The 26266-nt window shown below is 58.1% G+C and carries 23 protein-coding genes and 1 pseudogene; 6 read left to right on the top strand and 18 right to left on the bottom strand.

Annotated features, from left to right (window positions below; translation table 11 throughout):
• Positions 1–18 precede the first annotated feature (18 nt).
• Both ACR3E4_RS20520 and ACR3E4_RS20525 read left to right on the top strand, forming a co-directional pair.
• A complete protein-coding gene (locus ACR3E4_RS20520) occupies positions 19–1281 on the top strand; it encodes a substrate-binding periplasmic protein (RefSeq protein ID WP_480531162.1) in 1263 nt (420 codons plus the stop codon).
• Positions 1282–1325: 44 nt separating this feature from the next.
• Positions 1326–2432 (top strand): peptidoglycan-binding protein LysM, encoded by a 1107-nt coding sequence (locus tag ACR3E4_RS20525; protein ID WP_480531164.1) that lies wholly within the window; start codon positions 1326–1328, stop codon positions 2430–2432.
• Positions 2433–2818: 386 nt separating this feature from the next.
• On the opposite strand, the gene ACR3E4_RS20530 is transcribed toward ACR3E4_RS20525, so the two are convergent.
• The 4 genes from ACR3E4_RS20530 to ACR3E4_RS20545 form a co-directional block, all read right to left on the bottom strand.
• Complete coding sequence (locus tag ACR3E4_RS20530) at positions 2819–5032, bottom strand: NADP-dependent isocitrate dehydrogenase (RefSeq protein WP_480531166.1); 2214 nt, start codon at positions 5030–5032, stop codon at positions 2819–2821.
• 213 nt (positions 5033–5245) lie between these two features.
• Complete coding sequence (locus ACR3E4_RS20535; protein WP_480531168.1) at positions 5246–6211, bottom strand: sensor histidine kinase; 966 nt, start codon at positions 6209–6211, stop codon at positions 5246–5248.
• Positions 6199–6876 carry a response regulator transcription factor gene (locus ACR3E4_RS20540; RefSeq protein WP_480531170.1) on the bottom strand — a complete coding sequence of 226 codons (678 nt, stop codon included), beginning with the start codon at positions 6874–6876 and terminating at the stop codon, positions 6199–6201. The genes ACR3E4_RS20535 and ACR3E4_RS20540 overlap by 13 nt, the downstream gene beginning before the upstream one ends.
• Positions 6854–8323 carry a DUF4153 domain-containing protein gene (locus ACR3E4_RS20545; protein WP_480531172.1) on the bottom strand — a complete coding sequence of 490 codons (1470 nt, stop codon included), beginning with the start codon at positions 8321–8323 and terminating at the stop codon, positions 6854–6856. Before ACR3E4_RS20545 ends, ACR3E4_RS20540 begins: the two co-directional genes overlap by 23 nt.
• A gap of 173 nt (positions 8324–8496) precedes the next feature.
• Here ACR3E4_RS20545 and ACR3E4_RS20550 point away from each other — a divergent pair.
• Positions 8497–10796, top strand: a pseudogene (locus tag ACR3E4_RS20550) (Tex family protein).
• Positions 10797–10827: 31 nt separating this feature from the next.
• Here the strand turns inward: ACR3E4_RS20550 and ACR3E4_RS20555 are convergent.
• The 10 genes from ACR3E4_RS20555 to ACR3E4_RS20600 all read right to left on the bottom strand — a co-directional run bounded on the left by ACR3E4_RS20555 (position 10828) and on the right by ACR3E4_RS20600 (position 20401).
• Complete coding sequence (locus ACR3E4_RS20555; RefSeq protein WP_480531174.1) at positions 10828–12579, bottom strand: SulP family inorganic anion transporter; 1752 nt, start codon at positions 12577–12579, stop codon at positions 10828–10830.
• Between the two features lie 22 nt (positions 12580–12601).
• Positions 12602–14281 (bottom strand): bifunctional protein tyrosine phosphatase family protein/NAD(P)/FAD-dependent oxidoreductase, encoded by a 1680-nt coding sequence (locus tag ACR3E4_RS20560; protein WP_480531176.1) that lies wholly within the window; start codon positions 14279–14281, stop codon positions 12602–12604.
• 21 nt (positions 14282–14302) lie between these two features.
• Positions 14303–15187, bottom strand: a complete 885-nt coding sequence (locus tag ACR3E4_RS20565; protein ID WP_480531178.1) for an MBL fold metallo-hydrolase — start codon at positions 15185–15187, stop codon at positions 14303–14305.
• Positions 15188–15210: 23 nt separating this feature from the next.
• Positions 15211–15648 (bottom strand): DUF6691 family protein, encoded by a 438-nt coding sequence (locus ACR3E4_RS20570; protein WP_480531180.1) that lies wholly within the window; start codon positions 15646–15648, stop codon positions 15211–15213.
• A gap of 3 nt (positions 15649–15651) precedes the next feature.
• Positions 15652–16086, bottom strand: coding sequence for a YeeE/YedE family protein (locus ACR3E4_RS20575; protein WP_480531182.1), 435 nt, complete (start codon positions 16084–16086; stop codon positions 15652–15654).
• Entirely contained in the window at positions 16086–16295 is a 210-nt protein-coding gene (locus ACR3E4_RS20580; RefSeq protein WP_480531184.1) for a YgaP family membrane protein, read from the bottom strand. Before ACR3E4_RS20580 ends, ACR3E4_RS20575 begins: the two co-directional genes overlap by 1 nt.
• Before the next feature lie 103 nt (positions 16296–16398).
• Entirely contained in the window at positions 16399–17073 is a 675-nt protein-coding gene (locus ACR3E4_RS20585) for a Crp/Fnr family transcriptional regulator (protein ID WP_480531186.1), read from the bottom strand.
• Positions 17074–17173: 100 nt separating this feature from the next.
• Complete coding sequence (gene phnY, locus ACR3E4_RS20590; RefSeq protein ID WP_480531188.1) at positions 17174–18616, bottom strand: phosphonoacetaldehyde dehydrogenase; 1443 nt, start codon at positions 18614–18616, stop codon at positions 17174–17176.
• 289 nt (positions 18617–18905) lie between these two features.
• Entirely contained in the window at positions 18906–19673 is a 768-nt protein-coding gene (locus ACR3E4_RS20595) for a helix-turn-helix transcriptional regulator (RefSeq protein ID WP_480531190.1), read from the bottom strand.
• A 146-nt stretch (positions 19674–19819) separates the two neighbouring features.
• Positions 19820–20401 (bottom strand): carboxymuconolactone decarboxylase family protein, encoded by a 582-nt coding sequence (locus tag ACR3E4_RS20600; RefSeq protein WP_480531192.1) that lies wholly within the window; start codon positions 20399–20401, stop codon positions 19820–19822.
• 154 nt (positions 20402–20555) lie between these two features.
• Between ACR3E4_RS20600 and ACR3E4_RS20605 the strand changes: the two genes are divergently transcribed.
• On the top strand, positions 20556–21662 hold the full coding sequence (locus ACR3E4_RS20605; protein ID WP_480531194.1) for a hypothetical protein: 1107 nt from the start codon (positions 20556–20558) through the stop codon (positions 21660–21662).
• Here the strand turns inward: ACR3E4_RS20605 and ACR3E4_RS20610 are convergent, their stop codons facing one another.
• Genes ACR3E4_RS20610 through ACR3E4_RS20625 form a run of 4 tightly spaced genes read right to left on the bottom strand, consistent with a single transcriptional unit; the run spans position 21663 to position 24573 of the window.
• Positions 21663–22712 carry an aromatic ring-hydroxylating dioxygenase subunit alpha gene (locus ACR3E4_RS20610; protein ID WP_480531196.1) on the bottom strand — a complete coding sequence of 350 codons (1050 nt, stop codon included), beginning with the start codon at positions 22710–22712 and terminating at the stop codon, positions 21663–21665.
• Positions 22713–22717: 5 nt separating this feature from the next.
• Positions 22718–23053 carry a carboxymuconolactone decarboxylase family protein gene (locus ACR3E4_RS20615; protein ID WP_480531198.1) on the bottom strand — a complete coding sequence of 112 codons (336 nt, stop codon included), beginning with the start codon at positions 23051–23053 and terminating at the stop codon, positions 22718–22720.
• Between the two features lie 11 nt (positions 23054–23064).
• The gene (locus ACR3E4_RS20620; protein WP_480531200.1) at positions 23065–23823 is read right to left on the bottom strand and encodes an amino acid ABC transporter permease; all 759 of its coding nucleotides are present in this window, start codon (positions 23821–23823) and stop codon (positions 23065–23067) included.
• A 9-nt stretch (positions 23824–23832) separates the two neighbouring features.
• Positions 23833–24573 (bottom strand): amino acid ABC transporter ATP-binding protein, encoded by a 741-nt coding sequence (locus tag ACR3E4_RS20625; protein ID WP_480531202.1) that lies wholly within the window; start codon positions 24571–24573, stop codon positions 23833–23835.
• Between the two features lie 121 nt (positions 24574–24694).
• Here ACR3E4_RS20625 and ACR3E4_RS20630 point away from each other — a divergent pair, with 121 nt between their 5' ends.
• Positions 24695–25465 carry a transporter substrate-binding domain-containing protein gene (locus ACR3E4_RS20630; protein ID WP_480531204.1) on the top strand — a complete coding sequence of 257 codons (771 nt, stop codon included), beginning with the start codon at positions 24695–24697 and terminating at the stop codon, positions 25463–25465.
• 54 nt (positions 25466–25519) lie between these two features.
• Positions 25520–26266, top strand: a complete 747-nt coding sequence (locus ACR3E4_RS20635; RefSeq protein ID WP_480531206.1) for a creatininase family protein — start codon at positions 25520–25522, stop codon at positions 26264–26266.

Consider the following 26266-nt stretch of genomic DNA (forward strand, 5'->3'; position numbering starts at 1 on the left):
GCAGGAACACAGGACAACATGAGAACCCATCTGATCGTATCCACCCTGGCTCTTGCGGCCGCGACGGGGGCAGCTTCGGCGCAAGAAGCCTGTTCGACCTATGAGATCCAGCGCGGCGACAGCCTGCGTGATCTGGCGATCCAGGTTTACGCCACCGAAGATTACAGGGTCATCTATGACGCAAACCGCGACGTCATCGGCTCGAACCCTAACATTATCCGCGTCGGCGACGTTCTGACCTTCCCCTGTCTGGAAGATATCGGTCGTGCGCCTGAATTGCCGGACACCGAGGCGGGCCGCATGGCGGCTGAAATGGCCTCGGAACTGGTCAAGGCTGCAGAGGAACGTGCGGCCAAAGCCATCGCCGAGGCCGAAGCTCGCGTTGCTGCAGCTGAGGCAGAGGCGAAAAAAGCCAGCGAAGATGCGGTTGTCGCGGCCAAAGCGGAGGCCAGGAAAGAGATCGAGGCCGCGCGTGCGGAAGGTGCCGCGCTGATCCGTAATGCCGATGGCGGCGAACGCCCGGAAATCCGGGATCGCCAGCTTCTGCTGATCACCGGCGGCAACTATGCGCCCTTCACCGATGAGGCGCTACCGAACCGTGGCCTCTATACGGATCTGGTCGAGACCGCGATGCTGCGGGCTGCGCCCGAACAGCCCTATAAGATTCAATTCGTCAACGACTGGTCATCGCATCTGGACCTGTTGATGCCGACCTTGGCTTTTGACGCCACTTTCCCGTGGTCGCGCCCGAACTGCGAAGAGGCTGAGGCCCTGTCTGAAAGTGACCGTACGCGGTGCGAGACCTACAACTTCTCGAATCCGTTTTACGAAGTTGTTGATACATTCTTCGCCAAAGACGGATCGGGCTACGAAGAAACTCTGACCTATTCAGATTTCGTAGACGCCACGATTTGCCGACCCGAGGGATGGTCTCTGTCACACATGGATGCAGTTGGCCTTTATGAGCCAGCGATCAAACTGATGCGCCCGGTTTCACCCGATGACTGCTTTCGCGCCGTCATGGATGGCTCGGCCGATATCGTCGCGATCGAGGCCCATCTGGCCGTCGAGGCCATTGGGCGCCTGGGCTTTGAGCATCAGATCATCGAAAACCCCAACCTGGCGGCAATCAAGTCGCTTAACGTAATGACCCACAAAGATAATCCGGATGGGGAAGCGATCCTTGAGACGCTCAATCAGGGTCTGGCGATCATGCAGCAATCCGGCGAGTGGCGTGACATCGTGTCGACTGCACTGCGCTATCAAATGGAAAATGGCTAAGGCCCCAATTGGCCTGACAAAACAAAAGTCTGGAGGAAGTGGACATGTTTAACAAGAAACTGAAGAAAGCAGTATTGTCGGCATCAGCCCTCACCGCCCTGAGCGCGGGTGCAGCCGCCGCGCAAGAGGCCTGCTCGAACTATACCGTTCAGGACGGCGATACGCTGGCAACAATTGCCATCGCCGCCTATGGCACATCGAATTATCAGCCGATCTTCAACGCGAACCGCAACGCGATCACCAACCCCGGCTCGCTCGAAAATGGTCTGGTTCTGGCGCTACCCTGTGAGGATGGCAGTCTGCCCAACGGTCAATCTGCGCAAGAGCTGATCGCCGCCGAAGAAAAGCGTGCGGCCAGCGTCAAACGTTCAAATGTTTATGCGCCGCCGATCAAGATGGTTGCAGGCAACGGTTGGGAGCCGTTCACGACCGAAGCGCTGAACGGAGGTGGAATTATGACCCGCTTGGCGACGACCAGCCTTCAGCGTGCTGGTAACAGCCGCGACTATTCGGTCAGCTTTGTGGATGACTGGAGCTCGCATCTGGACACATTGTTGCCGCTGGGTGCGTTTGATATCTCGATCGCATGGACTGTACCGGATTGCACCAACCGCTCTTATGAGTGGTCTGCAGAGACCGAAGCCCGCTGCACCCAATTTGTCGCTTCTGTTCCGGTATATGACATCGTCGGCGGCTTCTTCACTTTGCCTGAAAGCGAATACGCAAAGGCAACGGATTTCTCAGACCTTGAGGGATCAACCATTTGCCGTATGGCAGGCTGGAGCATGGTTGTGCTGGAAGAACAAGGTCTGAACCGTGAGAATACAACTGTTGTTCAGCCCAATTCGGCTCGAGATTGTCTTGATGCGGTATTGACCGGAACCGCAGATGTCGCCGCGTTCGAGGTCGACCTGTTCGCATCGACAATGAAAGACATGGGTTTGACTTCGGCTGACATCGTTGAAAACCCGTATGTATCCACATTGTCGTCGATGAGTTTCCTCGCACATCGCACCAACCCGTTCGCACGCGAATACATTGCGATGATGAACAAGGGTCTGATTGAGATGCGCGAATCCGGCGAATGGTATGCGATTATCTCGGACACGCTGCGCGAACAGAACGAAAAGCTTAACACGGCATCCAACTAATCCCTCGGTCGATATGACCATTTTTGGGCCGGTCTTATGACCGGCCTTTTTTTATCAGGTTATTACTAACGAAGGAGAATAGTAGACCGCAAGAACCACAAGGTGAAGAATCACGGGTCGAAAACAGTGTATTGGGCTTAAAGCGCAGACATAAAGCTAACAAAAAACACTTTTTGCCAATAAAAAGCAGCTTCCTACGGGAATCCCCCAATATTCAGCGCGAGTAATAAGCGTAGTATGAATTCAACTGCACCGGTGAGGCGACCAGCCCCACTACTCACTCAGAAAAGGGTTGGCTATGGGGGCCGACCCTTTTTCACATTTGGGCACAAAAAAACCGGCCCCGAAGGGCCGGCTTTCGTAAGTTCCGGAATGGGGAAAACCCGTTAGCCGATGATCGCGTTCAGCGTTGCGCTGGGACGCATCACAGCCGCGGCTTTGGCCGGGTCGGTGTGATAATACCCACCCAGATCAGCTGCTGCACCCTGCGCCGCTGCCAGTTCCGATAGAATCTGTTCTTCCTTGCCGGCCAGTTCTTTCGCCAGAGGTGTAAACTCTGCAGCCAGTTCTGCATCATCTGACTGTGCGGCCAGGGCCTCGGCCCAGTAACGCGCAAACCAATAATGGCTGTCGCGGTTATCCGGCTGACCAACCTTGCGGCTGGGCGATTTATTGTTGTCCAGAATGCCTTGCGTTGCGGCCTCGGCGGCAGCTCCCAGCACGCCGGCCTTGGCGTTACCCTTGCTGTCCGCGAGGAAGTTCAGCGATTCACCCAGCGCGCAGAATTCACCCATCGAATCCCAGCGCAAGTGGTTTTCCTCGACCAATTGCTGCACGTGTTTCGGGGCCGAACCGCCAGCACCGGTTTCGAACAGACCACCGCCTTTCATCAGCTTGACGATGGACAGCATCTTGGCCGAAGTGCCCAGTTCCAGGATCGGGAACAGATCGGTCAGATAGTCGCGCAACACGTTGCCGGTGATGGCAATCGAATCGTTGCCTGCGGTGATCGTTTCCAGCGACTGCCGCGTCGCCTCACGCGGGGCCATGATCTGGAAATTGTCGGCCACACCAGCAGCTTCCAGCGCGGGCTTCACGTATTTGATCAGCTCGGCGTCATGGGCGCGGTTGGCATCCAGCCAGAAGATCGCCTCGGACCCGGTCAGTCGCTGACGGTCCATCGCCAACTGAATCCAGTTCTCGATCGGCGCTTTCTTCACCGTGCAGGCGCGCCAAATGTCTCCGGCTTCGACTTCGTGCGAGTGCAGTGTCTCACCATTGGCCAGAACGATGCGGATGGTGCCATCCGCAGGCGCCTGGAAGGTAGTCGGGTGCGAGCCATATTCCTCGGCCTTCTGCGCCATCAGACCCACGTTGGCAACCGCACCGGCAGTGGCCGGGTCCAGCGCGCCGTTGGCTTTGAAGAAGTTGATGGATTCGTCATAAACCGACGCATAGCAGCGGTCGGGGATCACGCAGTTGGTGTCACCCTTGGCACCAGCCTCGTCCCAGCCCTTGCCGCCTGCGCGGATCACGGCAGGCATCGAGGCATCGATGATCACGTCCGACGGCACGTGCAGGTTGGTGATACCCTTGTCGCTGTCGACCATATACATCGATGGGCGCTCGCCTTTCAGCGCATCAATGGCGGCCACAATATCGGCGTTGCCTTTCACCCGGTCCAGCAGGTCACCCAGACCCGAGTTCGGGTTCACACCCAGCGCATTCAGCTCAGCGCCGAACTTGTCGAACACCGGGGCCAGCCACGCTTTGACCGCATAGCCAAAGATGATCGGGTCGCTGACCTTCATCATCGTCGCCTTCATGTGCAGCGAGAACATGGTGCCGTCTTTTTTGGTGTCTTCGATGGCCTCGGCCAGAAACGCGGACAACGCCTTGACCGACATGAAGGTCGCATCAGCAACGGTGCCTTCCTCCAGCGGCCAGCCGTCTTTCAGAACGGTGGTCGCGCCATCTTTGCCGACAAACTCGATCTTCGCAGCACCGGCCTGGGCGGCTGTGATGGTGGCTGATTTCTCGTTTGCGTAGAAGTCGTTGCCGGACATGGATGATACTTTGGTCTTGCTGCCCGATGCCCATTCACCCATCGAATGCGGGTTGTTCTGGGCATAGTTCTTCACGGCGCGTGCCGCACGGCGGTCGCTGTTGCCCTCACGCAGAACCGGGTTCACGGCTGAGCCTTTGATGGCGTCATAGCGCGCACGGATTGCTTTTTCCTCATCGGTCGAGGGTTCTTCGGGATAGTTCGGAATGTCGTAGCCCTGCGATTGCAGCTCTTCGATGGCTGCCACCAGCTGCGGCACCGAGGCCGAGATGTTCGGCAGCTTGATCACATTGGCATCCGGCGTCTTCACCAGCTCACCCAGAGCGGCCAGATCATCGGTGATTCGCTGATCGTCGGTCAGGTTTTCCGGGAAGGTAGCGATGATACGCCCGGCCAGCGAAATATCCTTGGTGCCGACACTGACGCCTGCGGCAGATGCGAACTTGCGGATGATGGGCAGGAACGATGCGCTCGCCAGCTCCGGCGCTTCGTCTACAATGGTATACAATATATCGAAGTTCGATTTTTCTGCCATATTCCCTTACCTTTTTTAAAGCCTTTCGGGGCGTGCGATCCAAGAGTGTGTGCCATTGTTCAATACTGGCACCGAGCCGTTACGGAGCGAGGACGCCCCACGGATGACTCTGATTTGACAGGGCCTCCCTTAAATCAGGATGGGCTTGGGATCAATCGTGTTTGGAGGCGCATATTGACACGGGTGGCTCAAATCTCGGTCAAAGCCGCTTCCTTAGTCATCCGGGAACAGGATTTCGAACCGTGCCCCCTGCGCGGAGGAGGTCAGGGAAATTCGGCCACCATGGGCCCCCAGAAGACCGGCTGCGATGGTCAGGCCCATACCTGTGCCCCCTCGTTCGCGGGCGGTGGTGAAGAACGGTGCGAATACGCGATCCCGGTTGCCTTCCGAAATCCCCGGGCCATCGTCCCGGACAACCAATTTGCCTGCATTGGCGCTCAGCGTGACCTGCCCTGCCCCGTGACGATGGGCATTGTCCAATAGCTGCAGCAGGACCACGCGTAGGCCCGACGCGGCCAACGGCAGGATTTGGTCGGAACCCTCGAACGTCAGGTCGAGCTCTGGAAACCGCTCCAGAAGATCGTCAGACAGTTCAGCCAGTGAGCCGGTGCCGTGGTGTTCCGGCACGCGCGCGGCTGCGACTTGGTTGAGGGCGCGCAGGTGGGATTGCATCTGATCGCTTGCGCCCAGAATCTGTTGCAGCAACGCGCGGTCCTGATCTGAAAGGCCCTCGGCCTCTTCCAACAATTCCGCCGCCGCGCGGATGGCGGTTACCGGGGTTTTCAGCTCATGCGTGACGTGGTCGGCGAAGCTTCGGATCGAAGTTTCGCGACGCTGCAGGGTTTCGGCCATCCCCAGGACCGAGCCTGCAAGGCCGGATAGTTCCTGTGTCCCGTAATGCTCGGGCGGGTCTGCTTCCTGACCGCGTTCAATGGTTGCCGAATACGTGGCCAATGCCGAAATCGGGCGGAGCAGCAGGCGCACCAGAAGATAGCCCAACACGCCGGTTGCCAACCCAATCAGAACCGACAACAAAAAGGCGGCGCGGCGAAACCCGATCTCGGGACCAAGATAGCGAAGCACGATCAGACCAAGCAGCGACAGCACCAGTGTGCCCGCCAGCGCTCCGCACAGTACAAAGCCCAGAGATGGGCGCCATTTGCGTTTCAAACCGGCCATGCCCCCATCCGCAGGCCAATGCCATGCACGGTTTCGATGGCACTGGCCCAACCTTTGTCACCCAGCTTGCGCCGCAGATTGCGCAGATGGCTGTCCAGCGTCCGGTCAGCAACGGCGCTGCCGGTACCGTAAATCGCGTCGATCAATTGCGGACGCGAGACGATTGCCTCGGGCGTCTGCATCAGGCGGCGCAGGATCGACAGCTCGGTCGCGGTCAGGGTCAGCAGTGCGCCATCGAGTTTCACGGAATGGCCCGACGCATCCAGTTCGACCGGACCATGGCGCAGAATGGCCGAGGACCCACGGGCCGAGCTTCGTTTCAGAATTGCCTTGATCCGCGCCACCAATTCACGCGGGCTGAAGGGTTTGGTCACATAGTCGTCCGCACCAAGTTCGAGACCCAGAATCCGGTCGATCTCATCATCACGAGCGGTCAGAAACAGGATCGGCACCTCTGACCGCGCGCGCAGCTTGCGGCAGACTTCAAGCCCGTCCAGTTCGGGTAGCCCCACATCAAGCACCACCAGATCGGGGGCTTCACGCAGTGCATGGGTCAGCGCCATTTGTCCGTCGCGGGCGGTCACAACCTGATAGCCCGCGCGTTCCAGCGTGATCGAGACCAGCTCGCGCAGGCGCGGGTCGTCATCCACGACGAGGATTTTCATAAGCTGTCTCCGGCTTTGCTTTGGTGGCCAGACTACGGATCACTCGATCTGCGCGAAACCCCCATTCCCGCCAATTGCTGATCTGCGGCACCCATGTGGAACAGCCTGTGGGGCGCGGGGATTGCGCAATCTCTGCGGCGGCCATCGGGCCAAGCTGGCAAACGTAATACGCGTCATATCGCTGTGGGTGACGCAGGTTTTCCCGTGCAATCAGCGCCGCGAAATTCACGAAACAGCAGGCATAGAGCACACCAAGGCCAAGCGCACAGGATCGCATCAGCAACCAGCGGTTCGATTTGCCGCGCAGTATCTGCCATCCGGTCAAACACAGCCCGGTGGCCACCAAAGCCATCCAGATCGCGGCGTGTACACGCAGATAGGTCAGGCCATATGCTTCGACATACAGTGACAACCGCATGAGGGATGAGACCACCAGCAGCACATTCTGACCCAGCCATAGCATCATCCAACCGGTCAGCCCCCGCCGTTCAGCCAGAAACGGGCGCGCCGCCAATGCGAAGACCCCGGCCAACAACGCCGTCGCCAGCAAGGGATAAGCACCGCGATGGGCATATTCGGCGTGGCTCATCCCCTCGGGAAGTGCTGCATTCCCCCACAAAAACACCACGTCCATAGTCGTTTGCACGGCCAGAAGCAGATTGAAGGTAATCAGCGCGTTGGCCACAGACGCAGCATTCAATCCCAATCCGGGCAAAGAACGGGACCGTTGAGGTCCCGCACGCGGGGCAAGCAATCCGGGCTGCACCGCGACCGCCAGAACCGGCCAGATCATCACCGCAGCCCCCAGCCAGAACAGAACCCGCTCGAACCTGAGATCAAAACGCCACAGCCGATCCATCCAATCCGACAAAACCGGATTCGCCGAAACCATAAGAGAGGCCAGAACCAACGCTCCACCCACCGGGAAGCCCCAGTCGCGCAACAATCGCAGAAGCACGCCGTCAGCGCGCGCGGACGACTGGCTGTTGCGGATCGCTGAAATTGCCTGCCGGATAGCGAGAATCGGGAACTGAGACAGAAACCTGCGGCAGGACGCTCCGCTCCGGTGGCCCAGAACTGCCCAGCATAACGCAACAGTGGAACCGCCCAGCAAAAAGGCAACCGAAAGCGCCTGCACGTATTCCACCACCGGCAGAACGCTCAGGATCAGCAAGATCGAAGGCCCAATCAAGCCGGTTCGCCGCCCCAGCAGCAGCCATACAACGCCGGCCACCGCCAGCGCAAAAACCGCAAGCGACACCCCCGGTGCGTGGTCCAGAAACAATACATCCGCCAATGCCACCAGAATGAGCAAGCCACCTGCAGCGTGGCGCTTGCCTGGACCCAGACTGCCGTCGCTCCGGTTGCGTTCCTGCTCAGACATATCGAACCACCAGCTATCCTGCAGAACCGAATCCGGCACCCCGCGCACAATAAACTGCCCCATATCACTGCTCCTTTTTTGTTGTGATGCTGCCTCTGTCTGGAGGATTGCGGTGCAGATCGCCGCACAGCTCTCGTGCAGTTTTCGTGCAGAGGGAGTTTTGAGGCCGAAAACCCCTTCCCCTCGCCTGCCCCTCTGGCTAAGACAGTCCCCCAACCGTCTGTCAGGAGGCCCCTTTGGACCGCATCGCCCGCACCATCGCCACCGAGATCAATGCCCGCCCGGAACAGGTCGGGGCTGCGGTAAAACTGCTGGATGAAGGCGCGACGGTGCCCTTTGTCGCGCGTTACCGCAAAGAGGTGACCGGCGGGCTGGACGATACACAACTGCGTACACTGTCAGACCGCCTGACGTATCTGCGAGAGCTTGAAGCCCGGCGCGAGGCGATTGTGGGCTCGATCAGGGATCAGGGGAAACTGACGGACGCTCTGGTGAAATCCATAGCGCAGGCCGAGACCAAGGCCCAGTTGGAAGACATCTATCTGCCCTATAAACCCAAGCGCCGCACCAAGGCCATGATCGCGCGCGAAAACGGGCTGGAACCACTGGCCGATGCAATTCTGGCGGATCGCTTGGCAGATCCCGAAACACTGGCCGCCGGATATCTGGGTGAAACTATTCCAGCCGCCAGAGACGCTCTGAACGGCGCGCGCGATATCATCACCGAACGGCTGACCGAGAATGCTGCCTTGTTGGGAGAGTTGCGCAATTTCATGCAACGCGAGGCATTGCTGACCGCGAAGCTCGTCGAAGGCAAGGAACAGGAAGGCGCAAAGTTCAGCGACTATTTCGATCATACTGAACTTTGGGCCAAAACCCCTTCGCATCGGGCGCTGGCGATGCTGCGTGCCTCTAAAGAAGGGATCGTCACGCTGGACATCGCGCCCGAACCCGAAGCGGGTGCCGCGCGGGCCGAGGCGATGGTGGCCGCACATCTGCATACAAGCGGAGATGGGCCGGGAGACAAATGGCTGCGTAAGGTGGCGGGCTGGACATGGCGCGTGACGCTGTCGCTGTCGATGATGGTCGAACTGATGGCCGATCTGCGCAGCCGGGCGCAGGACGAGGCGATTCAGGTGTTTTCACGTAACCTCAAGGACCTGCTGTTCGCCGCCCCGGCAGGTGCGCGGGCAACATTGGGTCTGGACCCGGGCATCCGTACCGGCGTCAAGGCGGCTGTCGTGGATTCGACTGGCAAGGTGGTGGCGACCGATACGCTCTATCCGTTCCAGCCCAAGAATGATCTGCGGGGCGCACAGGCCGCCATCCTGAACCTGATCGCCGCCCACCAGATCGAACTGATCGCCATCGGCAACGGCACCGCTAGCCGCGAGACCGAGCGGATGGTGGCCGATACGCTCGCCCTGCTACCCAAAACCGTCAAAGCGCCCACCAAGGTTGTCGTGTCCGAGGCCGGGGCCTCGGTCTATTCAGCCTCGGAACTGGCAGCGCGTGAGTTCCCCGATCTTGATGTCTCGCTGCGGGGCGCTGTGTCGATCGCCCGCCGTCTGCAGGACCCGCTGGCCGAACTGGTCAAGATCGAGCCCAAAAGCATCGGCGTTGGCCAATATCAGCATGATGTGGACCAGCACCGACTGTCTCAGTCGCTGGAGTCAGTGATCGAGGATGTGGTGAATGCAGTTGGTGTTGACCTGAACACCGCCTCGGCACCGCTGTTATCGCATGTATCGGGCCTCGGACCGGGATTGGCCGAGGCCATCGTGACCCACCGCGATATCAATGGGGCCTTTACCTCGCGCAAAGACCTGCTGAAGGTGGCGCGCCTTGGCCCCCGTGCTTTTGAGCAATGCGCAGGCTTCCTGCGTATCCGCGACGGGGCGGAGCCACTGGACGCCTCATCCGTTCACCCCGAGGCTTATGACGTCGCCCGCCGCGTCGTCGCCGCCTGTGGCCGCGATATCCGCCAGATCATGGGTCATGACGGAGCTTTGAAAGGTCTGCCGCCGAACAATTCGTCAATGACACCTTCGGCCTGCCGACCGTGCGTGATATCTTTTCTGAACTGGAAAAACCCGGTCGGGACCCTCGACCCAGCTTCAAGACAGCCTCGTTCACCGATGGGGTCGAGGCGATAACCGATCTGAAGCCCGGCATGGTTCTTGAAGGCACCGTCACAAACGTCGCGGCCTTTGGCGCATTTGTCGATATCGGCGTGCATCAGGACGGGTTGGTTCACGTCAGCCAACTGGCCGACCGCTTCGTCAAAGACCCGCATGAGGTGGTCAAAACCGGTCAGGTTGTCAAAGTACGCGTGGTAGAGGTCGATGTACCGCGCAAGCGCATCGGGCTGACGATGCGCAAGGATGGCGGGGTCTCCGCGCGCGAGGAAAAAGCCGGGCGTGGCCATCAGACAAGCGCAGGCAAATCCCGTGCACCACAACAGCGGAACCAGCGGCAAGACACTCAAAGCAGCGCCTTTGGAGATGCTTTGAGGGACGCGTTCAGGAAAAACTAGCCAACTGGATCCTGCATGAGTTGAGGCGGCCTCAGACCCCTGACGGCTCGGCGGCAATGTGCAACGCGCGTCGGTGACTCAGCCCGACCCAGGCATCGAATTGCGATAGAAACACTTGCCCGTTCAACGCGCTAATGAAATGAGTGCGCTGAAGCCGGTCCATTACCGGACCCTTGACTTCGGACAGGTGAAGGCCAACACCCATATCGGACAAACGATGGTTGATCGCCTCAAGGCTTTCCAGCGCGGAATAGTCAACCTCGTTCACCGCTGAAAACATCAGGATTACATGGCGAACTGCGCTGCCTTCGGTCACCCGGCGCTGAATCAGGTCTTCAAGGAAGCGGGCGTTCACGAAATACAGGCTCTCATCCACGCGCAAGGTCACCACACAGGGATCGGTTTCGACGTTGTGACGCAGGATATTTCGAAAATGCTGAGTTCCGGGAACAAGACCCACTTCCGCCACATGCGGGCGCGAGGTTTTGTAAAGATGCAGCAAGACCGAGATCGCCACACCGGAAGCAACGCCAACCTCAACGCCCAGGCCAAGCGTGAGCACGATGGTTGCAGCAACGGCAGTGAAATCAGCGCGAGAGTAGGTCCAGGTCTTTCGCAGGGTCGACAGGTCCACAAGGCTCAGGACGGCCACGATGATCGTCGCTGCCAGCGTGGCTTTGGGCAGGTAATAGACCAACGGTGTCAGCGCAACGGCAGCAATGGCCAGCCCGATTGCCGTAAAGGCGCCGGCGGCAGGCGTTTCTGCTCCGGCATCGAAATTGACGACCGAGCGCGAAAAACCCCCAGTGACCGGGTATCCTCCAGTGAATGCGGCGCCAAGATTTGCCGTTCCCAGACCGATCAGCTCCTGATCCGGATCAATCCTCTGGCGCTTCTTTGCGGCAAGCGTCTGCGCGACCGAGACGCTTTCGACAAAACCGATGATCGAGATCAGGATTGCCGGAACAACAAGAGCCTCCAACAGGTCCATCGAAAAGCCGGGTACAGTCAGCGGCGGCAGGCTTTGCGGTACTTCCCCGACGATCTGCACCCCCTGCCCGTTCAGATCAAAACCCCAGACGGCAACGGTTGAGGCAATAACAGCGGCGACAGGTCCGGCTTTGGTCAGGATATCAGCCAGAACCGCCCCCGCCCCGAGCCGCTTTAGAAACGGTTTGAGGTTCTTGCGCACCCAGAACAGAAATCCGGTGACAAGCATGCCGATTGTCAGAGTGATCCAGTTGACCTGAGACAGATGCACAAGGATCGAGATAACCATGTCAGGCAATGTATGCCCATGTGCGCTGACACCGAGAATATGTTTGAGCTGACTGGTCGCTATCAACAGACCCGAAGCCGTAATGAACCCGGCAATGACCGGATGGCTCAGGAAATTGGCCATAAATCCCAGGCGCAGAATACCCATAAGCAGCAGAAACGCCCCGGACAGGAAGGCCAGCGTCAAGGCCGCGATGGCATAGCCCGCCGTGCCCTGTTCGGCAATCTGTCCGATGGCCGTGGCCGTCAAAAGCGAGACCACCGCCACCGGCCCTACCGCCAGAGCACGGCTGGTACCGAAGATGGCATAGAGCATGATGGGCGCGATCGAGGCATAGATGCCAGCTTCGGGCGGCAACCCTGCCAACAGCGCGTAAGCCAGCGATTGCGGGATCAGCATGATCGTGACGATGAGCGCCGCAATCAGGTCGTTGGAAAGCGCCGCGCGTGTAAAGTGGCGCCCCCAGTCCAGGATGGGGACATATCGGCGGAATTGTTCGATCATCTGGGTCTTTCGGAGGGTTGGGTTATTCCGAGGTCACATTCAGTTTTTCCGGGCGTGCCATCCATTCCTTGCCGCGCAACATCGCCTTCCAATAGATCGGGGGCAGCAGGCTTTCCTTGAGGAACCATGCCAGACGGCTGGGCTGCGTGCCGTCGATCAGAAATTGCGGGAAGCTGGGCTTCAATGCGCCACCATAACCGAATTCGGCCAGTACGATCTTGCCACGCTCAACCATCAACGGGCACGAACCATAGCCATCATATTGCGCCACGGCAGAGCGTCCGGCGATGTCGGCAACGATGTTGTCTGCCACGGCCGGTGCCTGTTTGCGCGCTGCAGCCGCGGTCTTAGCATTCGGCGCATTCATCACGTCACCAAGTGACCAGATATTGTCAAACTGCTTGTGGCGCAGCGTCGCCTGATCCACATCGACCCAGCCCGCAGCATCCGCCAGTGGAGAGACCCGGACAAAATCCGGTGCCGTCTGCGGCGGGCAGACATGGATCATGTCGAACTCAACCTCAAGCGTGCTGGGCGCACTGTCCGGTTTGGCAACTTCGAACACTGCCCGTTTGGCCGGGCCATCGATTGCAACCAGATTATGGAAGTAATTCAGCGTGGCGTCGTATTTCTCGACATAACGCATCAGCGCGGGCACGTAGTCCTTGACCCCGAACAGCGCGCCGCCCGCATTCATGAACTGGATATCGATATCCCCCAGCACGCCCCGGCGAAACCAGGCATCACCTGAGAGATACATAGCTTTTTGCGGCGCCCCGGCGCATTTGATCGGCATGGTCGGTTGGGTAAAGATCGCCCGGCCTTCCTTCATGTTCTGCACTAACTGCCAGGTATAAGGCGCTAGATCGTAACGATAATTCGAGGTCACACCGTTGCGACCCAACGTATCCTCCAACCCCTCGACCTTGCCCCAATCCAGCTTTAGCCCCGGGCACACGACAAGACGGTCGTATTTCACCACCCGACAGCCGTCGAGCACGATCGCATCGTTCTGCGGCTCGAACGCGGCGACGCCGGCCTTGATCCAGTGAACGCCCTTCGGGATCAGGCTGCCCATCGTCTTTGCCGTCGTCTGCGCATCGAAGATACCGCCGCCAACCATGGTCCAGCCGGGCTGATAATAATGAATATCCGCCGGGTCGATCACTGCGATATCCAGATCGGGTTGCCGCGATTTCAGGCCAGCCGCGACCGAGATGCCGCCGGCACCTGCACCAACTATCACCACCTGAAAATGGGCGTCCCCGGCATCGGTCGGCGTTTTGCCGCCATTGGCAATGCGGCGGGCAACACCATTCATGTCATAGCCCGCTGTCTTGGTTGCCATCAGGATTTCCGAGATCGGGCGCTTTTGCGCCTCGTGAAATGACCACAACGTGGCCGAGCGCGTTCCGGTCCGGCAATAGGCCAGAACGGGGCGCTGCAGATCATCCAGCGCTTCGGCAAGCGCCTGAACATCCTGATCCCTGACCATGCCCGATTGCACAGGAACATAGCGCACCTCGATCCCCGCGGCCTTGGCAGCGGCGGAAATCTCGGTGAACGAGGGTTGATCTGCACCCTCGCCATCGGGTCGGTTGCAGATAATGCTGCGAAAACCCTGCGCCGCGATAGTCGCGACATCTTCAACCATAATCTGGGGGCTGACGGTGAACTTGGGCGATATGGTGCGAAACTCCATCTCTGTGCTCCTTTTCACCGGTTACAGCGTGTTGACGGGCACTTTGAGCACCGGATTGCCGTCCGGGTCGGTCGGCACTTCTCCCGCGCGCATATTGACCTGCAGCGACGGGATGATGAGATTTGGCATGGCCAGCGTCGCATCGCGCTCGGTACGAAACTTGACGAACTCATCTTTTGTCTTGCCGCCGCCGACATGGATATTGTGCGCCTTTTCTTCGGCCACACTGGTTTCCCACGCAATATCGCGTCCGTTCGGACCATAGTCGTGGCACATGAACAACCGGGTCTCGTCCGGCAGAGTCAGAACCCTTTGGATCGAATCATAGAGCACGCCTGCATCGCCACCCGGGAAATCGGCGCGGGCCGACCCGCCATCAGGCATGAACAGAGTATCGCCGACAAATGCAGCGTCGCCCATCACATGCACCATACAGGCGGGCGTATGACCGGGCGTGTACATAGCAAACGCCTGCATATTGCCGATCATGTAAGTGTCGCCATCCTCAAACAATGCATCGAACTGAGAGCCGTCGCGCTGAAACTCGGTCCCTTCGTTGAAGACCTTGCCGAATGTGTCCTGCACCACCGTAATCTTTGAGCCGACCCCGATCTTGCCCCCCAGCTTCTGCTGAATATAGGGCGCGGCGGACAGGTGATCGGCATGCACATGGGTCTCGATGATCCACTCCAGTTGCAGACCTTTGTCGGTAACAACGCGGATCAGTTCGTCTGCGTGATCAAAGGTGATACGCCCAGCCGCATAGTCGATGTCCATGACGCTGTCGACGATCGCACAGGCATTCGAGCTCGGGTCCTTCACGATATAACTGATTGTGTTGGTTGCCGCGTCAAAGAACGCAAAAACCTCGGGTTTGACGGTGATGTTCACGGGATAGGGGGTCATATCGTCTCTCCTCAGGATGATATTCAGATGTTGGTCTGCAAGTCAGGCGTCAGCGCGGATTGGATGAATCTGGCAAACGCGATGCCCGCGATCAGGGCGCCGACGAAGGCAAAAACCTCCCATCGGCCGGTGCCAAGCGCAGGCAAAGCGCCACCCGGGCAGAAGCCTGCGATGCCCCAGCCGACACCGAAAAGCGCAGAGCCGCCGATGAGTTTTGCGTCAACCCGCTTGGCAGACGGCAGGTGGAAGGCAGGTTCGAACACCGGCGCGGACCGGCCAAACACCAGCTTGTAGCCGATGAATGTGGTCACCAAAGCTCCGCCCATCACAAAGATCAGGGACGGGTCCCAAATACCGAAAACATCGAAGAAATTTAGCACCTTGGCCGGGTTCGACATGCCCGAAAGCGATATACCGACGCCAAAGATCAGCCCTGTCAGATAGGTAGCGATCAGCCTCATGCTTTATTCTCCGATGATGTGGCGAATGATGAAAACTGTGACAAAGGTGAACAGCATGAATGTCAGCGTCGCAGCGATGGAACGCACGCTCAGCCGTGCCATACCGCACACTCCGTGGCCCGAGGTGCAGCCCGCTCCGAAGGTCACGCCCATTCCAACGATCACGCCACCCAAAACAAAGGCGGAGGTGGACTCGGGCACCTGCACTGCTGGCATCTGTCCAGTTTTCAACCAGATCACCAACGGTCCGGTCGCCATACCAGCCAGCAATGTCAGGCGCCACGCAAGGTCGTTTTTTGACGCAGGATGGAGTATCCCGGCCAGAATGCCGGTCGCGCCCATCACTCGTCCCATCAGAAACATCAGCAGAACCGATGCAACCCCGATCAGGACACCGCCCGCCAGCGATGCCCAAGGTGTGAATACGGTCTCAGCCATCAGCAGTTCCGGCAGGTTTTCAGGCCGATAATGCTGTAGATTGGACAATTGCCTGCAAGCGCCGTGAGCGCAAAAACAGCGGCGATCATCAGTGACAGCCAGACCAGTATGCCAGCACCAAACGCACTGGTGCCCAAAGCCGCATATGCCAGGGCCACAGCCATCACGATGCGCATAACGCGATCAAATTTCCCCATGTTTTTAGGCATGTCTCACTCCTTCGAGAATCGATGGAAAGACATTTGCACATGTACAGTCAGAGCTTTGGTGACATGATCACCAAAGTCTTCAATAGTTGGAATGTAACGGGACTCAGACCCCGGGCCCTGCCGATTTCACCAGCCGTTCCAAACCATCCCGATCGATCAGATGCACCTCGCCTCGGGATTGTTCTACCCAGCCCCGACGCTGGAATTCTGACAATGTGCGCGAAATCACTTCGCGTGCTGTTCCCAGTTCAGTGCCCAATACAGCGTGGGTTGCGCGGACGACTTTCCCCTCCCCGGCCAGTTCCAGCAGGCGTGAGGCAAGCCGGACGTCCATACGTTTAAAGACGATGTCATCGATCAACGTGAACAGGTCGGTGATCCGGCGGGAATAGGCGGTAAAAACGAACTCACGAAATACCGGAGATCGTGCAACCAGATCGTCGAAGGTTTTTCGCGGTATCGCAACGGCGGACACATCGGTTTCGGCAATCCCGTCTGCCGAATAGTCCTCGAATGCGAGCATGCACGCCGTTGTCAGCACACAGCTTTCGCCCGCGTGAACCCGGTACAGAAACACTTCGCGCCCGGTTTCGGATTTTTGCTGAACCCTGACAGTGCCTTCTAGCAGCAGCAAGAGATTGTCAGCCGTCTGGCCGGGCGCGAAAATCTGGGTCCCCGACGGGACAGACACAATCTGGCTGCCGTGGATCAAATCTGCGCGAACTTCAGCCGGCAAGCCGCTGAGACCTTTGAACTTATCGATCCACGAATGATTCATCGCCAAGCCAGGAATTTGCCAGAAGATCAGAATGCGGCTGCGATACTGCCAGAATCTTCCGATAATACAATGCACAATCTGAATATGTTCGGTCGGAGTCTCACCCCGGCCATGGGAGGGAGTATGTCTTGACACTGGTAAAGAACTTCATCGCCTCGATGACGCCTTCCTTGACGCCGTTACCCGAGGCTTTGATGCCTCCGAAGGGGGACATTTCGATACGGTATCCGGGTTGTTCCCAGATGTTGCAGGTGCCCACATACAGCCCGTTGATATAGGCGATGGCGCGGTTGAGGTCATTGGTGCAGACACCTGACGACAACCCGAATTCTGTTGAATTCGAGATCGCGATCACTGCTTCATCATCGTCGGGTACACGCAGGATGGGGATGATCGGGCCAAAGGTTTCTTCTTTTACCAACTCACAGTTATAGGGCACATGATCGATCACGATAGGCGGCAGTAACGCGCCCTGACGGCCGGGGTGATAAAGGATCTCTGCCCCCTCTTTCTCGGCCATGAAAACGCGGCTCTCGAACATCTCAGCGGCTTTGTCGTGAATAACGCAGCCCAGCTCAGTCTTGGGGTTTTGCGGATCGCCGTACCTGATCCTCTTGGCCTTTTCCAGCACCAGCGGCACGAAGGCGTCAGCTACGCTTTCCTGCACCAATACACGCTTGATCGCGGTGCAGCGCTGGCCGGAATTGCCGGTGGCACCGGCCACCGCAATGGTCGCAGCCCGGTCCAGATCGGCCCTGGACAGATCATTCAGAACGATCAACGGATCATTGCCACCAAGCTCCAGCGCCTGTCGTTTGTAGCCCCCTTTGGCCGCGATTATCTTGCCCACTGGCACACTCCCAGTGAAGGTGATGATGTCGATATGTTCATTGGTGATCATCTCATCCCCGATGTCATCGGGCCAGCCGGTGACCACCTGAAACATCTCGGGCGGCAGACCCGCCTCATAGAGGATATCTGCCAGCGTCAGGCAGGTCAGTGGCGTCAGTTCGGTCGGCTTGCAGACCATGCAGTTATTGGTGGCAATCGACGGTGCCACCTTGTGGCTGACCATATTCAGCGGGTGGTTGAACGGGGTAATTGCGCTGATCGCAGTGACCGGTTCGCGCTTAGTGAAAATCTTGCGATCTTTGCCGTTATGGGTCAGGTCGCAGGAAAAAATCTCGCCATCATCCCTCAGCGCCTCGGCGGCGGCGAACTGAAAAACATCCTGCGCGCGCTTGGTTTCATAGAGCGCATGCTGGTGGCAAATCCCCAGTTCGAGCACCAGCCATTTGGAGAGGTAATCGCGGCGCTCGCCAATCAGCTCTCCGGCGCGTTGCAGGATCTGGTTGCGCTCATAGCGGGTCAGCTTGGGCTTATATGCTGCCGCAATCTCAAAGGCGCGGCTGCCATGTTCAGCCTTTCCCGCGGGCACGTGGCCAACCACTTCGTCGGTATAAGGATAGTGCACCGGCACTGTTTCGTCGGTGAAGATGATTTCTCCGCCGATCCGCATGCCTTCGTTTCTGATCTCAGTCATCACCTGATCTTTGCATCCATGCTGCGCCGCCATTCTGGTATAGAAAGCGTATCAGAGTGGCACAGATCAAGGGCATCGCCCGACCATTCGTCAAAATGGTGAAGATGATCCGGGCATTCGTGAAACTCATCTGATGGGTTCGTGCCAAAACCGTTAAACGCAGCGCAACTTGAAACCGTTGTTTAATCCTCTGTAATCAGTCTCGTTTTGAACAAGAATTTTTTCTCAGACTGTATTCAGAAGCCTCGGTTGAATCCCGTCCCCGGAAAAAAGGCCGCAATCCCAACATTTACAAACTGATCAGGTTGTCGCGAATAGCGATTGCTACCGCCTGTTCGCGGGTGCGGGCATTCAGTTTGCGCCGGGCAGATCGCAAATGCTTGGCTATCATGGCTTCCGAGACGCCCATAGCCTCGGCAATGCGGCTATACTGAAACCCGCTCGCCAAGAACGCCAGTGCTTCTGCCTCGCGCATGGACAATGGCTTGCCGTTCAGTTTTGCAAATCCCGGCCCGGTCTGGTTATCAGGCCAACTCACCCAGGGCAGCAGCAGATTCATCGCCAGCTGTATTCTCCCCAGGTTTTCGGCCTCCAGAACCTCTTTCACCGGCAATTTTGAGCAGAAGCTCAGGCACCGGACATCGTTTATGTTCCGACCAAGTCTGGTTTGAGAAACAATAGCTTGGTGCCCGTTGTCGGACACGAAATCAACAAAACGTGCCTGCGCTTTGGTCGCAGATGACCATCCGTCGTGCGGCTGCCACACAATCGGGCTGCCATCAAAGGCTGCATGCTGCACCAGAACGTCATTTTTGTAGTGCTGTTCCGAAACGTATGCTTCAAGAACCGCTTGTTCGAGACTGCTTTTGAACCAATGCGAAGCGCCGGTTCGCGCGTCGATCGCTGTCGCGTTGGACGCCGAAGCCCCCAGACCTTTGAGTGTCTTGTCGATCACCTGCCATCGTTGTTCGAAGCTGCCCGCACCGATCATATTGTTGGAAATATCTTCGATCAGTCGGGTGACAGAAAAAACCATAAAAACAACCGCAAAAGCCAAACAGCAACATCCCCAGCCTATCATGGACTTGCCAAAGCCCCAAATTGCTGGTTCGCAGCCTCATTGGGCCACATTATTGTACTGCCGCTGTTGCGAATGCCGCGCCTTTGGCGTCACCGCTTCAGACGCATGACACTGCCGATCACTCAGTCATCGCCTTTGTAGTACCCGATCACATCATTTTCAGTCGTGGCACCCAATCCGTTCAACAGGCGGTTGGAATAGTTGAAATATGCGCAGACCTGATTGACCTCGAGTATCTCGCCATCGTCACAACCGGCAAGTTTCAGCGCCTCAAAATCGGATTTGACCATCTTGCCGACATCCGTGGTTAGTTTCGCGGCATAGCGCAACAGGGCCAGTTCCTTGCCCTGAAACTCATCCTCGGGCCGGTGTGCCTTGAGTGCCATGAATATCCTGTCGCTGCCAGGCTGGTCCTTAAGCAGATTGCGGACGTTCATGAAATGATGCGTCAGCGAATAGGTGCAGTCGTTGAGGATGGAGGTATAGCTGGCCACCACTTCCAGAAACCAGAATGGCAGCTTGTTGTCATCCGAATGCAGGACCGAACGATACAGAACCACATGCCCGTTCATCGTTTCTGGCCGCAGCGAATGGACCCGCATCACCGTATCGACCGTGCCATGTGGTGTTCTGGCATTATCCAGCAATTCCTTCAGACGGCCATCCGCCTGCTCGTCAGAGATCATCTCGATCCAGGCGCTCATTCCTGTTCCTCCTGTCGGCTGCTAATCCAGCATATGAACAATGCGGAAAGACGTGTCAGCAGAAATTTTCTGAAAGGCGTCGTTTTCTGGCGGTAACAGAAACGTGAGGCGGGTATATACCACCTTTGAAGCTGGCACATGAGGAATCATCGGAATGCACAAATCGGACCTACATGCCGGTGCAGAAAACCTGCTGGTCCGATGCGGAGGGCTGTCGGCGGGCGATCAGTTGCTTGTTCTCTGCGAAGCACCTGGTAGCGACTATTACGATACCGACATCGCAAAAGGCATTCTGGAATGCGCGCAGACGTTGGGCATTCAGGCGACGATGCAGACCATCCCTTTTGATCCGATGGGTCCAAAGCTGTCCGGTGATGTCATCGCGGCAATGAAGACCGCCGACCGCACCCTGTTCCTGTCGCGGACCGGTGACCAGATCCGGTTCGATGCCGATCTGGCCGACGTGCATCCGATCATGTCTTACGCGCTTGACAAGGATGCGCTTGCGTCAGGTTTTGGACGGGCGAATTACTTCGGCTTTGTCGCCCTGAAAAACGCGGTAAATACCTTGCTGGCGGGCGCGGAGCATATTCGGGTCACATGCCCTCTGGGCACGGATTTCAGCGGTCCCGGCGCGGCCTTTCCCAAAAAGGGTGCCACGGATGTCAGTGTTGCACGGTTCCCTATGTCCGTCTTCGCCCCCGTTCCAGCGCAGGGGTTTTCGGGCACGGTGATGCAGGATGGCTTTCTGGTCGGGACCGGTTCAAAATTCTACGAGCCTTACGGTTGCGAGCTGCGTGAACCGCTGGCCGTTCAGTTCGAAAACAGCAAGCTGCTGGGTTTTACGGGTCATCCAATGGATGTGCATTGCGCTGAGATGCATTATGCAAAGGTCGGCAAGATGTTCGGCCTTGATCCGCTGACCATGCATTCGTGGCATGCGGGTATTCATCCCGGCTGTGCCTATACGGCCCCCGCATTTCAGAATTTCGAGAAGTGGAGCGGTTCGGCCTTCGGAAATCCACGCTTGCTGCATTTTCACACCTGCGGACACTATGCACCGGGGGAGATTTCGCTGAACGTTCTGGACCCGACGGTCCACGTGGACGGTGTGGCAGTGTGGGATACTGGCGTGCTGCACCCTGATCGGATTCCAGGAGGCGCCCAGATCCTTGAACAATATCCCTGCGTCAAAGCAGTGTTCGACGCCCCGGAACAAGCTGTGGGTCAGGGCGCCAATGGCAGGCTCAGCGCGTCCTGATCAGCCCGCCTCTTCCGCGATCACCCGTGCGACACGCGATCGAAATCGCATCGCGCCTGCGTCCAGCCCAAGATTGATATAACCGCTCTTGCGGCGCGCCATTCCGGTCTGGACGTATTCCAGCACCTCTTTGTCTTCATTGAACGCCATCACCGCACCTTCGAACATACGCTGGGACATGGCCGCATCACCTGCGTGCATATTGCGGTGCTGGAACCAGAAATAGCGCGAAGTCTCCTGATCAACCGGCGTGATGAAATTGTATGAGATGTTCACGAAGGCATTGGGTGACATCGGGCGGTCTGCGCCCCCCTCACCTGTCGGCGTATAAACCGACATGTTGATTGCCGTCGATGGCAAGCGGCATTCGTAATGCTGCTTGCGGTCGCAGCTTGGGCCAAACGGCAGGATCGGCGCATAATAAGGCGGCGCGGGCTCGTCCGCGATCCAGCGGGACACAATGACGCCACCCTCGGTCTCGTCGACATCAAGCGGGCGATTATCCGTCCCTGCCCCGGCGAATGAGGTCAAATGCACCCAGGCCACATGACTGGGGTCCAGCAGATTGTCGATGATATAAAGGTAATGGCACGCCATCTCCATCGCGCCCTTCTGGGTTTTGCCCCAGTCAGGGTTGTCGAAATTGGGGATGTCGATGATGTCATCCGTGCTGGCTTGTGCAGGGTCGCCCATCCACAGCCACAGAAATCCCCAGCGATCCTCAGCCGGATAGGCGTGCACGGCAGCGCGACGCGGCGGGTTGTCCAACTGGGTCGGCGCGCTGACACATTCGCCGCCGCAGCCGAAGGTCAGCCCGTGATATCCGCAAACAACGTGATCGCCTTCAATGGTGCCACGAGACAGGGGCAGCTTGCGGTGCGGGCAGGCATCCTCAAGCGCGATGGCCTTGCCTGCCGTATCACGATAAATCACGATCTCTTCGTCCAGCATCCGCACAGCGCTCAGCTCGCGACCAAAATCCTCGGACCGGCCCGCGACGTACCAGCTGTTTCGAATGAACCCGTTTGCTCCGGCCAGATCAGGGCGCATTTGGCTTACTCCGAAAACACATCATAGGCCTTCAGCGCCTTGGCACTGTAGGCATAAGACGGGCCACCACCCATATAGGTCGCCATCGCCAGAGCTTCGCACATCTCTTCGCGCGTGGCACCCAGCCGGACCAGCGATTTGACATGAAATCCGATGCAACTGTCGCAGCGGGTGGCAATGGCGATGCCGAGGGCCATGAATTCTTTGGTCTTCTCGCTCAGAACCCCGTCGGTTTTAGCAGCCTTGCCCATGATCCCGAACCCGCGCACGGTTTCCGGCACCTCTTTCGAGAAGGTTCCGATATTGGCCTCGGTCTCGGCCATGAAATCTTTCCAATCCATGCGTATGCTCCTTATCCGCGCTCATCCGCGCCCATGCGGCGCTCCAGCCAGCGCACGCCCGCACTGATGATCAGAACCAGGATCAGGTATTCGAAAATCAGCAGGGTATAGATCTCCAGCGGGCGGTATTCGGTCACCACCAGTTCATTGGCACGGCGGGTCAGTTCCTGCATGCCGATGACGCTGGCAAACGCGCTCATCTTGACGATGTAGATGAACTGATTTGCCAGAGGTGGCAGGATACGTCGGATCGCTTGCGGCAGGATCACATAGCGCATGGTCTGCACATAGTTCAGCCCGATCGTCTGCGCCGCCTCGCGCTGGCCGCGCGCAATCGACTGGATGCCGGCGCGATAGATTTCTGCGGTAAAGGCACTGTCCGAGATCGCCAGCGTGATAATTGCGCCCCAGAACGGGTCGATAGGAATATTCAGGCCCATCGACTGGAACACGATGGGCAACCCGTAGAACACCCAGAACAGCATTGGTAGTAGAGGGATGGCGCGGATGAACTCCACATAGACCCGGTTGACCAGCCGCCAGCCGCGCTTTTCCGACAGACCCGGCAGCGCCACCAACAGACCGACCACGATCGACAGTACCGCCGCGATCAACGAGATCAAAATGGTCGACCCCATGCCCGAAATCAGGAATTTCACATTCGTCCAGCCCGAGTCGGTCGTCGGGTTGATGACATACCAGCCCCAGGTCTGCGAAGACGAGCAACCTGCCAGCAACACAAGCGGCGATATCAGAATAAGCTTTTTCATCGGCCTCTCTCAGTGCTGCAGGATTTGGCTGAGGAATTTGCGGCACCGCTCGGACTGAGGGTTGGTGAAGAAATGCTCGGGATGTCCTTCTTCGACAATCTCGCCCGCATCCATGAAGATCATCTTGTCGGCCACCTTGCGGGCAAAGCCCATCTCATGGGTAACGACGACCATTGTCATGCCTTCCTGCGCCAACTCGACCATCACATCCAGCACTTCCGAGATCATCTCGGGATCAAGCGCCGAAGTGGGCTCGTCAAATAGCAGCACCCGGGGCTCCATGCACAACGACCGGGCAATCGCGACGCGCTGTTGCTGACCACCCGACAGCTGGATCGGGCGCTTGTCGGCCTGATCGGGGATATGAACCCGGTCGAGATAATGGCGGGCTTTTTCCTCAGCATCTTTGCGGCTCAGACCCCGCGCCTTGATCGGGCCCAGCGTCAGGTTTTCCAGAACGGTCAGGTGCGGAAACAGGTTGAACTGCTGAAAGACCATCCCGACCTCGGAACTGATCGCAGCAATGGTCTTGGGATCATTCGTCAGTTCGACCCCGTCCACGCGGATCGTGCCTTTCTGGTGTTTTTCCAACTGGTTGATGCACCGGACAACAGTGGATTTACCAGACCCGGACGGCCCGCAAATCACCACCTTTTCGCCGCTTCCGACCGTCAGGTTGATGTCCTTGAGAACGTGAAACGTGCCGAACCATTTGTTCACGTCCACAAGTTCGATGGCGGCGTCTGGCATTGGCTGGCCTGCCCCTATTTCATTCTTAGCTGAATATTTTCTTGAGGTTATCTTTCCCTTTGCGCTTAAATCAACAAAGAATACGGCTTCAAGGCCGAAACGCCACCAACAGGAGAAATTGATGAACACTTTTCTAAAAGCAGCGGCAGCTGCCGCGCTCGGGCTGGTTTTGTCCGGTGCCGCACAGGCGCAATCGGCCCTGAATGAGGTTCTGGATTCCGGAGTTCTGAAGGTCGGCACCACCGGAGACTGGAACCCGATGTCCCTACGTGATCCAGCGACCAACAGCTATAAGGGCTATGATATCGACATCATGAACGAGCTGGCCGCCGATCTGGGGGTTGAGGTCGAATATGTGCCCACAGACTGGAAAACGCTGGTGAATGGTGTGGTGGCGGGCAAATACCACCTGACCGGCTCGGCCTCGATCTCGCCGCCGCGGATGAAGGTGGCGGGGTTCTCGGACAGTTATATCGCGGTTGAGCTGTTTCCATATACGACCAAAGACAAAGCGGACAAGTTCGATGGCTATGAATCGATCAACAATCCGGATGTCACCGTTGCAACCACCCTTGGCACAACCTTTGAAAAGCGCGTGCGCGAATGGTTCCCCGACGCCAACATCAAAGTGGTCGAAGCCCCTGCCCGTGGCTTTCAGGAAGTGATCGCCGGACGTGCGGACGTCTTCATCACATCGAATATCGAGGGCTCGACCCTCGAGGCGAAATTCCCAATCGAGCGCGTCAAGAACGCGGGTCCACGTTCGCCATCGCCTATCGCGATGATCCTGCCGCAGGGCGATCAGGTCTGGATCAACTACGTGAACAACTGGATCGAAGTTAAGAAGGCGCAAGGGTTTTTTGAAGAAAACCGCAAGAAATGGGGTCTCTGACCTGATCGGGCGTCCGGCACCATTGCCGGGCGCCTACCAGACATTCAGATCGCCATGAAGCTGGATCATTTGACGTGGTACGAAGTTGACGCCCGTATCAAAGGCGGTGCGGCAGTGATGCTCCCGGTGGGATCGACCGAGCAACACGGACCGATGGGCCGGATCGGAACCGACACGATCTGTGCCGAAGCCATCGCACTCGCCGCCGCTGAACACTGCGACGCCATTGTTGCGCCGCCTCTTGCCTACACCCCTGCCCCATTCAACACCGGGTTTCCCGGAACCGTGTCCGTCTCTGCCGGCACTTTCCAACGGCTCGCGTCCGAAGTCATTCGCGGGCTTCTGAAACAGGGGTTCAAGGGTGTGTTCGTGGTCAACGGGCACGGGGCAAATCTGGATTCGTTACGCCAGATTGCCGCAACGCTTTTACCCGGTCAGATGGCAATCCGCAGTTGGTGGGAGCCGGAGGCGGTGAACGCCCTGCGCAGGGAACTCTATGGGGACTGGGAAGGGATGCACGCCACCCCATCCGAGATCGCCATCACGCAATCGCTTTTGGGTGTACTTCCCTCCAATCAGGCTGCTGAGCCACCCCGGAAGCTAAGCCCTGAGTATATGCGCGCCCACGCAGGCGACCGGCACGGCTCGCCGGATGAGCACCGAGCGGATTTTCCGGACGGGCGTGTCGGATCGCATTCCGCGCTGGCAACACCTGAGGACGGCGCGCGTTTGCTGGATGTGGCCGCAACGGCAATCGCAGAGGAATTTCGCGAATTCGAGCAAGGCCCGCAGGATTCCTGA

The organism is Ruegeria sp. AP11 (genome assembly GCF_056535865.1).